The sequence below is a fragment of the Sphingobacterium sp. KH_072 genome (assembly GCF_057837975.1).
Genome location: NZ_CM174457.1, coordinates 1,735,887 through 1,750,634 on the forward strand (window position 1 = coordinate 1,735,887; position 14,748 = coordinate 1,750,634).

Annotated in this window: 15 protein-coding genes and 1 pseudogene; 8 read left to right on the forward strand and 8 right to left on the reverse strand. The window is 38.5% G+C overall.

The features are described 5' to 3' along the window. Positions 1–13: 13 nt before the first annotated feature. A complete protein-coding gene (locus AC3IRT_RS08135) occupies positions 14–232 on the reverse strand; it encodes a hypothetical protein (RefSeq protein ID WP_489395894.1) in 219 nt (72 codons plus the stop codon). A 90-nt stretch (positions 233–322) separates the two neighbouring features. On the opposite strand from AC3IRT_RS08135, the gene AC3IRT_RS08140 reads away from it, so the two are divergent. Together AC3IRT_RS08140 and AC3IRT_RS08145 are read left to right on the forward strand one after the other, a co-directional pair. Next, a complete protein-coding gene (locus AC3IRT_RS08140) occupies positions 323–532 on the forward strand; it encodes a helix-turn-helix transcriptional regulator (RefSeq protein ID WP_489395895.1) in 210 nt (69 codons plus the stop codon). Positions 533–780: 248 nt separating this feature from the next. Next, positions 781–1,797, forward strand: coding sequence for a lipoprotein (locus AC3IRT_RS08145; protein WP_489395896.1), 1,017 nt, complete (start codon positions 781–783; stop codon positions 1,795–1,797). Positions 1,798–2,179: 382 nt separating this feature from the next. On the opposite strand, the gene AC3IRT_RS08150 is transcribed toward AC3IRT_RS08145, so the two are convergent. Beyond that, the gene (locus AC3IRT_RS08150; protein WP_489395897.1) at positions 2,180–2,512 is read right to left on the reverse strand and encodes a hypothetical protein; all 333 of its coding nucleotides are present in this window, start codon (positions 2,510–2,512) and stop codon (positions 2,180–2,182) included. A gap of 224 nt (positions 2,513–2,736) precedes the next feature. Here AC3IRT_RS08150 and AC3IRT_RS08155 point away from each other — a divergent pair, with 224 nt between their 5' ends. Then, complete coding sequence (locus AC3IRT_RS08155; protein ID WP_489395898.1) at positions 2,737–2,934, forward strand: hypothetical protein; 198 nt, start codon at positions 2,737–2,739, stop codon at positions 2,932–2,934. Positions 2,935–3,313: 379 nt separating this feature from the next. Here AC3IRT_RS08155 and AC3IRT_RS08160 read toward each other — a convergent pair whose 3' ends face one another. From AC3IRT_RS08160 to AC3IRT_RS08170, 3 genes are all read right to left on the reverse strand, one after another. Continuing rightward, a complete protein-coding gene (locus AC3IRT_RS08160) occupies positions 3,314–3,595 on the reverse strand; it encodes a hypothetical protein (protein WP_489395899.1) in 282 nt (93 codons plus the stop codon). Between the two features lie 641 nt (positions 3,596–4,236). After that, positions 4,237–5,088 carry an IS3 family transposase gene (locus AC3IRT_RS08165; protein WP_489393126.1) on the reverse strand — a complete coding sequence of 284 codons (852 nt, stop codon included), beginning with the start codon at positions 5,086–5,088 and terminating at the stop codon, positions 4,237–4,239. Then, positions 5,085–5,363 carry a transposase gene (locus AC3IRT_RS08170; protein WP_489393125.1) on the reverse strand — a complete coding sequence of 93 codons (279 nt, stop codon included), beginning with the start codon at positions 5,361–5,363 and terminating at the stop codon, positions 5,085–5,087. The genes AC3IRT_RS08165 and AC3IRT_RS08170 overlap by 4 nt, the downstream gene beginning before the upstream one ends. Positions 5,364–5,625: 262 nt before the next feature. Between AC3IRT_RS08170 and AC3IRT_RS08175 the strand changes: the two genes are divergently transcribed. Beyond that, positions 5,626–7,506, forward strand: coding sequence for a PAS domain-containing sensor histidine kinase (locus tag AC3IRT_RS08175; protein WP_489395900.1), 1,881 nt, complete (start codon positions 5,626–5,628; stop codon positions 7,504–7,506). Between the two features lie 341 nt (positions 7,507–7,847). On the opposite strand, the gene AC3IRT_RS08180 is transcribed toward AC3IRT_RS08175, so the two are convergent. After that, positions 7,848–8,060, reverse strand: a complete 213-nt coding sequence (locus tag AC3IRT_RS08180; protein ID WP_489396117.1) for a hypothetical protein — start codon at positions 8,058–8,060, stop codon at positions 7,848–7,850. Continuing rightward, positions 8,054–8,248, reverse strand: coding sequence for a hypothetical protein (locus AC3IRT_RS08185; protein WP_489395901.1), 195 nt, complete (start codon positions 8,246–8,248; stop codon positions 8,054–8,056). Before AC3IRT_RS08185 ends, AC3IRT_RS08180 begins: the two co-directional genes overlap by 7 nt. 415 nt (positions 8,249–8,663) lie before the next feature. Between AC3IRT_RS08185 and AC3IRT_RS08190 the strand changes: the two genes are divergently transcribed. The 4 genes and pseudogenes from AC3IRT_RS08190 (at position 8,664) to ligD (ending at position 13,381) form a co-directional block, all read left to right on the forward strand. Further along, positions 8,664–8,894, forward strand: coding sequence for a hypothetical protein (locus tag AC3IRT_RS08190; protein WP_489395902.1), 231 nt, complete (start codon positions 8,664–8,666; stop codon positions 8,892–8,894). Between the two features lie 200 nt (positions 8,895–9,094). Then, positions 9,095–10,237 (forward strand): zinc-dependent alcohol dehydrogenase, encoded by a 1,143-nt coding sequence (locus tag AC3IRT_RS08195; protein ID WP_489395903.1) that lies wholly within the window; start codon positions 9,095–9,097, stop codon positions 10,235–10,237. Positions 10,238–10,241: 4 nt separating this feature from the next. Beyond that, positions 10,242–10,727 carry a hypothetical protein gene (locus AC3IRT_RS08200; RefSeq protein ID WP_489395904.1) on the forward strand — a complete coding sequence of 162 codons (486 nt, stop codon included), beginning with the start codon at positions 10,242–10,244 and terminating at the stop codon, positions 10,725–10,727. 187 nt (positions 10,728–10,914) lie between these two features. After that, positions 10,915–13,381 (forward strand): annotated as a pseudogene (gene ligD / locus AC3IRT_RS08205) (DNA ligase D). Here the strand turns inward: ligD and ku are convergent. Beyond that, positions 13,378–14,136: a non-homologous end joining protein Ku gene (gene ku / locus AC3IRT_RS08210; protein WP_489395905.1), complete on the reverse strand. Its 759-nt coding sequence runs from the start codon at positions 14,134–14,136 to the stop codon at positions 13,378–13,380. The pseudogene ligD and the gene ku sit on opposite strands and share 4 nt — an antisense overlap. Positions 14,137–14,748: the final 612 nt, after the last annotated feature.

Consider the following 14,748-nt stretch of genomic DNA (forward strand, 5'->3'; position numbering starts at 1 on the left):
GCAATTTATAATATTACTTAATTAACCCCCACTCCCTGTAAGCCCTTTCTACAGCATCATATACTTTAGGATTTGTAACTAAGCGATCATTTGAAGATATATGTAATTCTCCACCTGATAGTATGCTTGCTTTAATAGCCTGCCTGCCAATACCTTCTTCATAATGTAGTCTTAAGTTTTCATCTGACAAACGCTCTACACCAAATCCTGTTTCTAAATCTTGATATATCATAATGTAAACATAGTGATGTACGAATTATAATTAAAGAATTTTAACTTTTCCCCCTTATCGCCCACCACCTTTTCTCCCGACCTTCACACCATGCCCACACTAACAGAATTCGAAAAACTACTAATCACGAAATTGAGTGAAGGAAAATCTCAACGAGAAGTTTCCCAGGAACTCTACAATGAAGGGATCAAGCCAAATAGTCTAAGCTCCATTGAAAAGCATCTTATTGCGATACGTAAAAAGTTTGGAGCAAAGACGATGTTTCATTTGGGGGTGATGGTGGGTAAGCTTAATGCTTAGTATTTCTATTTTTGGTCATTTACCCATAATTAGTAATGAATGATAGATGACACCAAGGGTTTAAACCGTCATCTCTAATATTCTCTATCATTTGATCATTCTCAATAATGTCATGTATTGATGAATTTATTTTTTCTTGCACAAAGTAATTTTATGGAAATTTTTAATTATATTATGATAACATAACCACTAAGATTGACATATTGATTTTCAATCAATTGTTTACACAGGTAATAACTTATCTAATTATGAAAAGATTGTTTTATTTTTTTACTATTGCACTACTACTTTCAAGTTGTAGTAGTGAGACCCCAGATTCCTTTAATGAGGAAATTACATTTGAATTGAACAGTATCGTACAATCAAATGATTCCGTTAGCATAGATTTTTCTTCAAATAACTTTTCTTATGTTTTCGAAGTTTCAAATCAAGAGAATATTTACGAAAGCAAATTATCTGTTAAGCGAACTTTGGATAACAAATTATTAGTTATCGATTACATAATTAACACCAATGAGGAAAAATGGGAGTTGTTTCAAGACGAACAAGTTGATAAACTAAGCATGGAAGCCTCTTCGAAAATGGACTTAAATAGTTTAGAATTTGCCGAATTATCCAGAACTTTTGAGAACGTATTTCAGAATGTTCCGTACAATAATTCAATTAAATCAAAAATTGCTCTATTAGCTTACCATTCGTCAGTTATAACCAACATCCAAAGAGTAAATACAGGTCAAGGTTGCACTGTTCACCCTATGTATTTAACAGGAAAATCATTTTTCAGGTGTCAAGAAGACGTATCTTATTCACGAGAAAGCATTGTAGCCGCTTTAGATATTTATAGGTCGTTAAACGGCAATGATGAAAAATCTAGCAGGATTAGCAGTCTTTTAGCGACGGAGAATAGTGATAGGATACCATTCCAGAAATTCTATTCAATACATTTTCCAATAGATGAATTTAAGAATCAGATCAAACGTGAAAAGCAGGACGTACAAACTATCGTGACAAACTCGATGACACTGAATTACAAACAACTTGGAGATTTTATTTTCGCTAAAAATACTGGAAATTTAGAACCGACACTATTTGTAGCTGGCTGCTCTGGATGTTCCCAAGGATGTGGTAGTGACCTAGGTTGTTGTGGAAATTATTCCGGTTGCTGTGTGGCATGGAGCTTAATTTGTTGGGCTCATGATATTGAATGTGCTAGATGCGACAAATGGCATTGTGGTTGGGCATGTGAGCCTATGGAAGAAGGCTAGATTTTAGAAATTATAGCCAGGCTTACAACCTTTGTATGCCTGGTTCATTATTCACTTAATATGAGTTTGTTCTATGATATTGTAATTAGGTAAATTATGGTACATTCACAAATAACATTACTAGGTATGAAAAATTATTTACAGGTATTAACCACTTTTAATCTGGTTATTTTAGTTTTTTTTATTTTGACTGTTTTTGTAGGCACTGGGGTGTTAAATGCAAATCTTATAGTCGGGATAATAACATTTGTACAGGAAACGTTGATATTTCCAATTACTGCTATTATAGCAATTAGTTTCATATATGCTATTTATGTACTATTTAAGAATAAGAATTTCAGAAGAGATAGTGTGTTACTTTCTGCTTTAGCCTTTTTAAATGTTATAATCTTGTTTTCAGCAAATTAATTTTTGATCGATTCATAATCTTTAGATCAGGTTCTTCACATGAGTGGCGAAACCCTCTCACAGGATAAATTTTTGACCAATTTTCTAAAAACTCATCAGGCGTGTAAAACTTTCTTGTTTTTGTGTGATATATCCACGAACCACTAAACTTCACATCCTTATAAAGTGCTACTGCATGAGGTGGCATATCCGCAGGCTCATGCCTTTTCTTTAACCACTCTGGTATAACTTCTACCTTAGATATAATTACTAATATCGTTAGCAAGTATAACCTAACATCTTCAATAATATCTAGGCCAACCATCATTTATCGTATTTATACTCTGCTGCAATCGTAAACCTATTTTTATTATCTTAGTCGTAACCTACAATTGTAAGATTTTGAAAGTACTATTTGCTGATGAAATAAACCTATACAGGTACAGTACTATACTGGTTGCCAGAGAATGTAGAATTGATATTGAGCCATTTGAAGCAGACAATATATTAGATGTTCTGGACACTCTCCGCTATGAGAACATATCTGTTTTGATGATCAATCTTAACTTGCTGGGCGATGCCGACGTGGATCTACTTCGATCCATACCGGATGTCCGTACAGTGTTGGTAATTGATAGCCACTCCAGAAGAATGGAATACGATCGTCTATTGCCCTATGTTTACGGGGTATTCGATCTGGACAGTGACTTGGAGGTGAGTAAGAAATATTTGAGGGAGGTGTTAAACTAAGAGTTTACGCATTTATGATGGATGACATGTATAGCTGTGGTGTGCCAACATGATGTAACCAAAATCAAGATCTAATATGTTTCAATTACCCAATATCATTCATAAAATTACGCACGGATAAATCCGTGACGATTTTGGAAGTGGAGATACTAACCACCATAAAATCATTTGGAGCCAGCATTTTAGATTCTAAAGCTTTTTAAATCGTGCAGTTTGATATTGTTTTTAGGTACAAAGGTGAGTCCGCAGATGCGATGTTTCGCAAAGGCTATTGGAGTTTAGGGAGGCTATGTAGATTATTTAAAGTAATAGCATCGATACAGAAATAGTATCGATGCTATCTTGGGAAACGTTGAAAATTATGAGGTTGAAAAGTAAGTTATTCGATTACGATTCGTCTCATGTCTGATTTTAAAGAATCAATAAGAAGTTCCATATTTAGGGAGTCTGTGGAATTTACATATTTATTTAGCTCTTTTAAATCATCCTTAATTTTATAATAGTATTCAACTGGAATACCCCTTTCTTTGAATTCTTGTTTACTTAAGTCGAGACTGACCTTATTATCATCTACTTTGTAATTATATATTACAATATCTTTGATTTTTCTGAGTAGTATTTTGTCGTCTTCGGATCTTAATGAATCAGGAATCGTATGCACAAACTTATAATCTTTATAAGAATTTTGGCACGAATAAGAAAGTGTAGTTAGCGTAAATGCTAACAATATGATATATTTAAATTTTAATAACATTTCCAGTTACAAGTACCACCATTGGAATCAGTCGTTTGAAAAGTTATAGAAACGTTGATATTAGATGCATCAATCGTCAAGTCTATAGTTGTATTAGTGAACGCTGAACCTACTACTGTTCTAGTTTTCCACTGTAACAAAACAGCAATCGTAAATTACCTAAATCCCTTCTCAAACGAAGTTGCTTCCAGAATATCAAGCTCGGCACGTTGAATAATCTATAACTACAATTCCACCAATTGCAGCGCGTCCTTATAGTACGATCCACAAACGTATACAGATTCACAATATCTGGATACCGTAAACAATTCTTATCGGTTTTGCAGAAAAATTTATCGATTAACAGGCAGTGAAAGATTATTCTAACTCCATTCAGCTACGTGGATTAGATGGCTTATGTAAGAGGGTCTTTCGCTAACATGTATTAATTTATTTTTAACGTAAAGTATTGATCCTTGACATTTGCCGCAAGTAAATCGGCTTGATGAAAAACAAAGTATATAGTACTCCCTTTTTGCTGGACAGCAATAGTTCAAACTTAAGTTTATTTACGACACTTTTTTATTATTTTGATAGAATACCTGATTTGGGGTAAAATGGTCCATAGACTGATGTCTTCTTTCCGTATTGTAAAATTCGACATACCGTTTCACACCTTGGAATAACTCCATGCCACCGTTAGGTGGGTTCAAATAAATGTATTCCTGCTTCAATGACCTCCAGAACCTTTCGATAAACACGTTGTCCAGCGCTCTTCCTTTTCCATCCATTGATATACTCACACGATTATCCTTGAGGACTTTGGTAAAGATCGGACTGGTAAATTGTGAACCCTGATCGGTATTGAATACTTCAGGAGTGCCGTGCTCTGCTATTGTTTCCAACAGCACATCCCTGCACCATTCCACCGTCATGGTATTAGAGATACTCCACCCCACAATCTTTCGACTATACACATCTATAATGGCGAACATATACATGAAGCCTCTAAACATAGGAATATAAGTGATGTCGGCCTGCCAAACTTGGCTTGGCCGCTCTATCTTTAAGCCTTTGAGTAAGTACGGGTATTTGTAATGTGTTGCATTTGCTTTACTTAGGTTCTTCTTTGGGTAAATGGTCCGAAGGCTCATTAGCCGATATAAACGCCGTACGCGCTTGGCATTTATACGATACCCTAGATCTTTGTTGAGATACGCAGTCATCCGTTCCACACCGTAAAATGGACAGTCCAGAAACTTGCGGTCAATTAGCTTCATGATGGACTGATTCAACAAGGATTCACCTTTAGGCTTGAAATAATAGAAGCTACGCTGAAGATTCAGCAGCTTACACTGCCCCACAATACTTAGCGGTTTATATCCTGGGGAAACAAGTCCGCGCCTTTCAATCATGCTCATTTCCCCAATACCTTTTTTAAGAAATCAACTTGGATCTGAAGTTCACCAATCTTGGAATAAAGTTCTTTCTCTTTAGACTCTTCTTTCTGTGTAGGTTTCTCTGAACCGAACACCGTGTCAGCTTTCTCCAGAAATTCCCGTTTCCAAGCGGTGATCTGTGTGGGATGAAGGCTGTATTTGGAAGCACGTTCCTGCATGGTACTAACTTCTTTAAGGGCTTCTAAGACTACTTTGGTCTTGAAAACCGGACTGAATTTTCTACGCTCTTTTTTCATTTTCAACTGTTAAATTATCGAATTTAATCAGCTGTCCAATATTTGGGGAGTATTATAAGGTTATAGACCCCAAAGTTCTCTAATCCCCGAATCTTCTTCTATAATCACTACCTTTTTCTTCATGGAATTAATTTAAAAAAAAGGCATCAAATGTATAAATAGCATTTTTTTGTTATACCAATTTAAATTAAATATCAGTAAGCAGTTTAATATATACTTTTTTTAGTTAACTTACTTTCATCGCAATAACGTACGATTAAAAATGGAAGATATTGAAATCTATAGAACGCAGCTTTCAGTCTTACAGCGAGAGAATGAAGAATTGAAAAAGCGTTGCGGATATTTAACAGACTTCGTAGAAAATGGTTCATTACCACTTCGATGGGTAGATAGTCAAGGGCTAATAACTTGGGCAAATAAGGCTGAGCTAGATTTACTTGGTTACTCTAAAGACGAATACATAGGCAAAAAAATATCAGATTTACATGCTGAGATTCACGTCTTTGAAGACATCGTCCAAAAACTAAGTGACAATCAACAAATTTTAGATTACCCTGCAAAATTAATTCATAAGGATGGCACCATTCGTCACGTTCTTATTAATTCCAACGTATACCGTGAAAATGGCCAATTTATTCATACGCGGTGTTTTACCAGAAACATTACCGATAAAGTATTACAAAGAAACCATGACCAATTATACAATTTAAAGTTGCAGGAGAGTGAAGCTCGTTTGCGCTTAGCAATTAATTCCACAGACTTAGGAACATGGGACTGGAACAGAAAGCAAAAAATAATTTACTGGTCTCGGGAATGTAGAAACATTCTAGGTCTCTCACCCCGCGATCGCTTATCTTTCAAGCAATTTTTAGATTGTATACATCCAGAAGATCGTCCGGACATTGACCAGCGTATACAGGACTTAGTAAATTCATCTGAGGACGGTCATTTCGATATGACGTTTCGGATATATAGAATTGACAATCACGAATGCCGCTGGCTAAGGGCTCAAGGTACCGTGTTTATTGATGCTGATAATACTCTAAATAGATTCTTGGGCACAATGCTTGATGTGACCAAAAGCAAGGAGTCGCAGGAGCAACATGCTAGACTTGCTGCCATTGTTGAATCGTCAGATGATGCTATTGTATCAAAAACTTTAGAGGGCATTGTGACTACTTGGAATGACTCCGCAGAAAGACTGTTTGGCTATAGTGCAAAGGAAATCATAGGTAAATCGATCCTGCAAATTATCCCCGCAGACCGCAAAAGTGAAGAGGAGGATATTCTATTGAAATTAAGGCAAGGAGCATCTGTGAAACACTTTGAAACGATGAGAGTCAATAAGTCCGGAGCATTTATTGACGTATCATTGACCATATCTCCGTTACTGGATTCGGATGGTCAGATAATAGGTATCTCGAAGATTGCACGCGACATCACGGAACGAAAAGAGGAAGACAAAAGGAAAAATGATTTTATCTCCGTAGTCAGTCACGAACTTAAAACGCCACTTACATCCATTTTATTGTATACCCAACTTCTTGGTAAGAAGATAGCTAAGGCACAGTATGAAGATCTGAGTCAATTGAGCCGACGTGTAGAACTGCACGCCAAAAGGATGAATATTTTACTCGGAGATTATTTGAACCTAAGCAGAATTGAGCAGGGAAAGGCTGAACTAAATCTAACGCATTTCGATTTGGCAGATTTGATTAAGGAGGTGGTAAGTGATGCTGAGTTATTTGAATCTCCTCACCGCTTCATTATTAAAGGTGAACAAGACTTGCAGGTTTATGCCGACCGCGACAAGATTTGCCAAGTGCTGACAAACTTAATTAGTAATGCTGTAAAATACTCGCCAGCTGGTGGAGATATATTAATTGCCTATACAATTCATTCGCAGCAAGCTTCCATCCGTATATCTGACCAAGGAATAGGTATTAGTAAAAAGGATCAAGAAAATCTTTTCCAACGCTTTTACCGTGTTAAAGATCAACGCAGCAAAAATGTTTCTGGCTTTGGTATCGGATTATATCTAGTAGCTGAAATCCTTCACCTACATGGTAGCCAAATTCTTATTGACAGTAAGATTGGTCAAGGTTCTACTTTTTCATTCACACTTGACGTAGCTCATAATTAATAAGATCCAATTGCTAACTAATTTTAATCATATAAATATTGGTATACTAATTATCAGCAGTTTAATTGAAAACCATATCTACATTGAGCTATGTATATACACATACTAGCATGCTGTCGTGTCGAGTTGCGTATTGCATTTTTAGGCTTTTCGCCCGCTTCTATCAATGCCTGATACGCGGAAAGCATATCAAAAGAGGTTTCCGGACTATTGGGACACCGTGTACGCATCTCCGGATCGATCTGACGAGTATTACTCACCATATGCTTCACACTTTCGTGGTAAATGTCAGGATTTTCAAACACATATTGCCAATTGATCTCTGCTTCCCAATTTCCAAATCAATCTGCATTATTCCCTAAATTGACTAAGGTAGAGGTTGCTTTCTGTGCCAAGCGCCGAGCTCCACGGCCTACCATCTGATGGTACAAGGTAATGGATGTCGTGGTTCGGTAGAGGATGACCGCTTGGGTTTGTGGTTCATCGAAATCCGTTGTCAAGATCAATACAGAAGTCAGGATGACTTCCTTTGTTTTGTGATACCATTTTAGAATTTCTTCTCTCTCTGCACTAGGTGTTTGTTGTCCAAATGGCGTATAGGGTAGCCCGCAGCCTCAAATACTTCCAGCACTTTACGGGAAGTAAAGATGCCGTTATTAAATATTAAGGTCTTCTTTTTGATGGTATGTGCCTGATAGGCTTGCAATAACAAATCGAGCATATGATCCGAACCGAAAAGCATATCTGATGTGCGCTAATGGTAAAATCCCCATTGCTGCCGGCTTGAAGGCTATTTAGTTCGAGATCATAACCATAATACTTGGGTTTTGCCAAAAAACCTTCGATAATTAACAGAGCAATGGGATCGCCAACCACCATTCTTCATAGAAACCGTTCATCGGTAGATTCACATCGGATGCGAAAGGTGTAGCTGTTATGCCGATAAAAGTAGAGTTTTCGAATTGATCCAATAATTTCTGAAAAGGGTTCTGTCATGTAAGCGCTAATCGCACTTTACCTTAATTATTTCTATAAAACAAGTATTAATTTCTTGATGATGAAAGATATACCCGTTTCACCATATTCAAGAACGATCTGTTCAGAAGCTTGTTGTTTAGTCGCAAACAATTGAATATGTACTTTAATAAAAAAACATTATGGCTTTTGAAACAGGAAACGAAGGAGAAGTAACAAAACAAATCGAAATTGCAACATCTAAAGTGCCATCAGCGACATTTTTAATTGCCGCAGTAGCCGCGATGGGTGTTTCGCTAACATTAAAGTGTTTATGTAAAGATAAGAACGCCTTATTTGTTGGACAGTGGGCAGCGCCTTTTTTACTTATGGGCATCTACAATAAAATCGTTAAGACTGAAGGTCACGATTAGTACAAAGCAGTATTGAGCACAATTTGAGCAATGAAGCGTAAACTTTATGCTTTCTGCCATGGAGGCATAAAGTTTTAAGACCAATAAGTCTATTGTGGATACGAGTAAAAACCAAGTGAATCAGTTCACAAATCGCTATCTAGCTTGCTATATATAACAACTTGGTTATTAAAATTTTAACATAAACAACTATGCTAGCAATGAATTATCGAGGTCCTTATCGGGTTCGAACCGAACAGCGACCGATGCCGGAAATACAACATCCGGAAGATGCCATTATTCGTGTCACTCGCACATGTATATGCGGCTCTGATCTGCATCTTTATCACGGAATGGTTCCTGATACGCGAGTCGGTTCCACATTCGGACATGAATTTACCGGTATTGTAGAAGAAGTCGGGCCTTTAGTCCAAAATTTGAAAGTTGGCGATCAAGTACTTGTGCCATTTAATATCGCCTGTGGTCGTTGCAATTTTTGCAAGCAAGGTCTTTACGGCAACTGTCATGAGGCAAATACGATGTCTACCGCTGTAGGATCAATTTTTGGCTATTCACACACTGCCGGCGGTTTTGATGGCGGCCAAGCAGAGTATGTACGCGTACCTTACGCTGATGTCGGACCAACCGTTATTCCAGCTGATATGGATCCCGACGATGCCGTGCTATTGACAGATGTCGTGCCGACGGGATATCAAGCCGCTGAAATGGCTGGCATTAAAAAAGGTGACACAGTAGTCGTTTTTGGAGCTGGACCCATCGGAATTATGGCCGCCCGATGCGCATGGTTTTTCGGACCATCTCGTGTAATCATTATTGACCAGATCGATTACAGATTGGAGTTTGCTCAAAATTATGCCAAATGCGAAGCCTATAACTTCAAAGACTACGAAGATCCCGTACTATTCATCAAGAAAATTACAGATTGGTATGGTGCCGATGTGTGTATTGATGCTGTGGGCTGTGAAGCCGATGGAAACCCCTTGCAAACGTTTACAGGGCGAAATCTGATGATGCAAGCAGGATCCGCTACCGCACTACAATGGGCAATTAATTCCGTCAAAAAAGGTGGAATTGTATCTATTGTAGGCGTGTATGGGCCACCATTTAACATGATTCCTATCGGTAATGTATTGAACAAAGGCATTACAATACGTGCCAATCAAGCATCCGTTAAGCGCCTACTACCAAAATTAATCGATCATGTACAATCCGGAAGGTTAAATCCTAAAGAATTAATCACGCATCGTGTACCATTGGAAGAAGTTTCGGACGCTTACCGGCTATTCTCTTCTAAACTCGATAATTGTATCAAAACGGTATTAATTCCCTCTACAAAAGCATAACACTATGGACATTGTAAATGAAAAATATCAACATATACCCGGTTGGGGCATGGATGCAGATCCTGAAAATGAACCTACTTATCCGATGAAAAACTATACTGGTGATGACCACAATCGCAGTGAGTACGAGCGGGCAGAACAACAAAAAACAACTATTGAATTGTTGTCATCTACAGAAAGGCCAGCTATTTCACGTGTATTTGGTACAACCGTACCACCATCTGGTTGTAGTGGCGCGATTCGCCGCTATGCTTTTAAATATAGTGAAGATAAAATGAGACACTGGATTCCATTGATAATAGCGGATAGAGTGCAAGTCTGGGAAGGTCTATTAGCTGATATTCGCAACGGTTATATTCCTAATATCGCGGCAGAAAGAGGTTGGAAAGTGGAATGGAAGTACAATCAGAAAAGAATGATTAAGAAAGTGGCTACTATTGCTGCTGTAGGACTAGTCATTTGCTTATTTTCACTCAAAAAAAGTCGATAAAATGCAATACAATTTCGCGGTAAAGAAGTTCATTAGTGCTTCTTTACCGCTTTATAACTAAGCTCTTGCATTTAGTCGAGTTTAAGAAATAGATGAGCTCACATATAATAAATTGCTTTCCATCCCGATCTCTTACCACTGAATAAACTTCTGGAAAACCAATCTCTCTTACAAACGTTTTTCTAATATGGCGATCCTCACGAAATACCAGCAGAAACGCGATTTTGATAAAACGAAAGAGCCCAAAGGTGATGAGAAAAGGAAACGCCCTACAATGAGATTGCGCTTCGTCGTTCAGCGCCACCATGCTTCTCGATTGCACTACGACTTTCGCCTCGAAATGGATGGCGTTTTAAAAAGTTGGGCTATTCCCAAAGGACCTTCGCTCAACCCAACAGACAAACGTTTGGCCGTGATGGTGGAAGATCATCCGCTGAGTTATCGCACGTTTGAAGGTGAAATCCCTAAAGGAAGCTATGGTTTTGGAAAGGTCACTATTTTCGACGAAGGTTACTATACTCCTTTAGAAAAATCGCACGGTGAGAAAGACCTGTTGGCTGAGCTAGAGAGCGGCAGCCTAAAAATTGTACTGCATGGCAAAAAATTAAAAGGCGAATTTGCCTTGGTACGTATGAAACAAGCGCAGGATGATAACGCGTGGCTACTGCTAAAACATAATGACAAATATGCCGTGGAGCAAGCATATGATTCAGAAGACGAAGTCAGCGCAGCGGATAAGGCCGCTGGAAAACGTTTCCGAAAGCAAGCTGCTAATTCTACCAAAAAAGCGGAAGATTCTAACAACGACACAACCAATTCATCGGCATTCGAACCAATGCTCGCCGTTTTGGCAACTGCCACCACCGAAGATGACGATTGGATTTTTGAGGAAAAATTAGATGGATTTCGTGCAATCGCGCACTTATCAAAAAAAGATGTTCAGCTACGCTCCCGCAATGGGAAAAGCTTCAACAAACAGTTTACCTCATTAGCGAAAGCGCTAAAAACTGATGAACGGACGCTCATACTGGATGGTGAAATCGTGGCAGAAGATACCAGAGGCAAATCACGTTTTCAGTTGCTGCAACATGGCGATCCACTTCCAGCAAAATACCAATTGGTGTATTATGTTTTTGATCTACTAATGTTAGATGGCAATGATCTACGAGAATATCCATTGGTAGAACGCCTTGATTTGTTGGAACGATGGGTGAAAAAGGCTAAAATTCCCCATGTGCGTTTGGTAGAAAGTATGCAAACTGAAAACGAACAGGAGGCCTTGAAAGTTGCCAAGGAGAAAAATTGGGAAGGTATTGTAGCCAAAATGAGCGATAGCGCTTATCTATCCGGCAAACGGACAGATTCTTGGCGCAAATTGAAGCTGTTGCAATCGCAGGAAGCCATCATTGTAGGATTCACCGCAGCTGCTGGCAATCGCATTGGATTTGGTGCATTGATCTTGGCGGTCATACAGGAAAAGCAATATCAATACATTGGAAATGTAGGAACTGGCTTCACGGATGTACAGTTGCAAGAGTTGAGCGCGCAACTCAGCAAGATCAAAACTACGAAAAAACCCTTTGCGACATCGATCGCTGTGGCCAACGAAAATAAAGTGACTTGGGTAAAACCTAAACTAATAGCAGAAATAACATTTAGTGATTGGACAACGGATAATCATCTTCGACACCCAGTATTTAAAGCTTTACGTCACGATAAGAAGATTCAAGACATCACCAAAGTGGTACCATTAGTAGAAATAGTCAATGAGCGCGAGCTGGCTTTTGGCAGAAAGAAACTAACCTTATCAAACCAAAAGAAAATATATTGGCCTGATGACGGTATCACAAAGGGTGATTTGTTGAACTATTATGAACAAATCGGTGAGCTGATGTTGCCCTACCTGAAAGATAAGCCCATTTCGATGAATCGCTTTCCCAATGGCATCAAAGAAACAGGTTTTTTTCAAAAAGATGTGGACAAGAATACACGGCCAAATTGGTTAAAAACAGTAGCTCTAGAATCTGAATCTACCGGCAATACGGTAAATTACCTGATATGCAATGATCTGCCGACCTTACTCTGGATTGCCAATATGGGATCTATTGAGATCAATCCTTGGTTAGCCACTTATCGGAAGAAAACAAAACCTGTTTTTGCGGTATTGGATCTGGATCCCAATGGCGCAAGTCGTTGCCGTAGCAAATACTGCGCACGATATATTGGAGCAGGCTGGCGTACGCAACTTCATCAAAACATCGGGATCGACAGGATTGCACATTTTCATATATGTGGCCGAACAATATATTTTTGAGGTTGTACGTGATTTTATGGAAATGCTAGCAGAATTGGTGCACGAACAACATCCAGATAGTACCAGCGTAGAGCGGTCACCATCCAAAAGAAAGAAAAAGATATACCTCGACTTTATGCAGAATAAACGCGCACAAACCATCGTAGCACCCTATTCAGTACGTCCTAAGCCTGGAGCTACCGTTTCGACGCCACTGGAATGGGATGAGGTAAATGACGATTTGAGCATTGCGCAGTTTTCTATGAATGCTGTATTGACCAGAATCGAAACGCAACAAGATCCTTGGAAAGATATTTTTAAGCACAAGGCCAACTTGAAGAAAGCCATTGCTTCTTTCTAAGCCAGACTAGCTTTCAATTTTGCCAACAACTCCGAAGCTTTTGTATTCTCTTTATCGACGTTAATTTTGCGAATGCTAGCACGCTTTCCTTGCGCTTTTTTCTTGATAATTTTGAGCAGTTCCTTGCTATACTCGTTGCGAAAACCTGATATATCAAAGTCCGAACTGTTCTGCTTGATCAGCTTGGTTGCCATATCCATCTCTGCTTTTGCAATACGGGTACTCGGAATTTTGAGGTCTGATGTGGCGCGGATTTCTTCTTCGAAGCGCAATTTATTCAACATCAACATCCCATCATACGGCCTTACAATAGCCAAGTTTTCTGTGGTGCGCATCACAAAGGTGCTCAAGCCGACGTGGCCGGTTTTTTCCAACGATTTATAGAGCAGCGAATAGGCTTTCTCCCCTCCTTTCTGGGGCTCCAAATAATAGGGTGTATCAAAGTATATTATATCAATGTCGCGCTCCTTGACGAAAGTCTGCAGATTAATCATTTTATTTTTCTCCGGTAATGCTTCTTCAAAATCAGCTTCTTCGATCACCACATACTTATCTTTTAGAAGATATCCTTTTACAATATTTTTCCAAGCCACCTCTTTGCCTGTTTTGTCGTTCACTCGCTTGTACCGAATATTGGATAGATCCTTCCGATCCAGCATATCTAAGTCAAGCTGACTTTCTTGAATAGCACTAAATATTTTGATGGGGATGTTCACCAGTCCAAAACCGATTGCCCCTGTCCAGATTGCGCGCATAATGGTAGCATGTTTTTTTTAGGAAAACGACTGAGAAGCCAAAAATGTTTGTAGAGCTAAGTCAAGATAGCATACCTCAAGAATTTTAGGTGACTGAACCATCATTCACAGCACTTTTTATGACGCCACATCATTCCTTCTTCTATTAAAAATGAATGGCTTTGTACAAATTAACGTCATGTTTACAGGAGTAATAGAAGGCTTAGATACCTTAAATCCATTGTTGATCTCCGAATTGATCAAAAGGTAGGCTTTCAAGAACCTATCGTTCTCATCTCCCACTAAATCTCTTAATGGTGCATTATTATGGTTCTTAAAAATAAGGTCGTAAAATAGCGTATTTGAGTATTCCCAAAATATCACCTGCCAGTTTCCCTTTTGACGTATAACCTAGAAAGCATGATCAAAAAGACCAGTTAATTTTGGATCACATTTTGGTAGTTATGAATTAAGTATTCTAATCTGCCTATAGACCGATTCTTTGCCCGGTTGATCTAGATATATGGTACAATAGAGTAACTGATCGTATGCCTTGGATTAAACCAGCCGCCTCTTCTATACTTCCGTCTCTTCCATATATTGCCTTATAACTTATATCTCATTTAGATAGCT

What these genes read in the sequence shown, in the direction of transcription:
- AC3IRT_RS08135 (WP_489395894.1), bottom strand. Translation starts at nt 232, where the DNA reads ATGATATATCAAGATTTAGAAACAGGATTTGGTGTAGAGCGTTTGTCA.
- AC3IRT_RS08140 (WP_489395895.1), top strand. Translation starts at nt 323, where the DNA reads ATGCCCACACTAACAGAATTCGAAAAACTACTAATCACGAAATTGAGT.
- AC3IRT_RS08145 (WP_489395896.1), top strand. Translation starts at nt 781, where the DNA reads ATGAAAAGATTGTTTTATTTTTTTACTATTGCACTACTACTTTCAAGT.
- AC3IRT_RS08150 (WP_489395897.1), bottom strand. Translation starts at nt 2,512, where the DNA reads ATGATGGTTGGCCTAGATATTATTGAAGATGTTAGGTTATACTTGCTA.
- AC3IRT_RS08155 (WP_489395898.1), top strand. Translation starts at nt 2,737, where the DNA reads ATGATCAATCTTAACTTGCTGGGCGATGCCGACGTGGATCTACTTCGA.
- AC3IRT_RS08165 (WP_489393126.1), bottom strand. Translation starts at nt 5,088, where the DNA reads ATGAGCATGATTGAAAGGCGCGGACTTGTTTCCCCAGGATATAAACCG.
- AC3IRT_RS08170 (WP_489393125.1), bottom strand. Translation starts at nt 5,363, where the DNA reads ATGAAAAAAGAGCGTAGAAAATTCAGTCCGGTTTTCAAGACCAAAGTA.
- AC3IRT_RS08175 (WP_489395900.1), top strand. Translation starts at nt 5,626, where the DNA reads ATGGAAGATATTGAAATCTATAGAACGCAGCTTTCAGTCTTACAGCGA.
- AC3IRT_RS08185 (WP_489395901.1), bottom strand. Translation starts at nt 8,248, where the DNA reads ATGCTTTTCGGTTCGGATCATATGCTCGATTTGTTATTGCAAGCCTAT.
- AC3IRT_RS08190 (WP_489395902.1), top strand. Translation starts at nt 8,664, where the DNA reads ATGGCTTTTGAAACAGGAAACGAAGGAGAAGTAACAAAACAAATCGAA.
- AC3IRT_RS08195 (WP_489395903.1), top strand. Translation starts at nt 9,095, where the DNA reads ATGAATTATCGAGGTCCTTATCGGGTTCGAACCGAACAGCGACCGATG.
- AC3IRT_RS08200 (WP_489395904.1), top strand. Translation starts at nt 10,242, where the DNA reads ATGGACATTGTAAATGAAAAATATCAACATATACCCGGTTGGGGCATG.
- ku (WP_489395905.1), bottom strand. Translation starts at nt 14,136, where the DNA reads ATGCGCGCAATCTGGACAGGGGCAATCGGTTTTGGACTGGTGAACATC.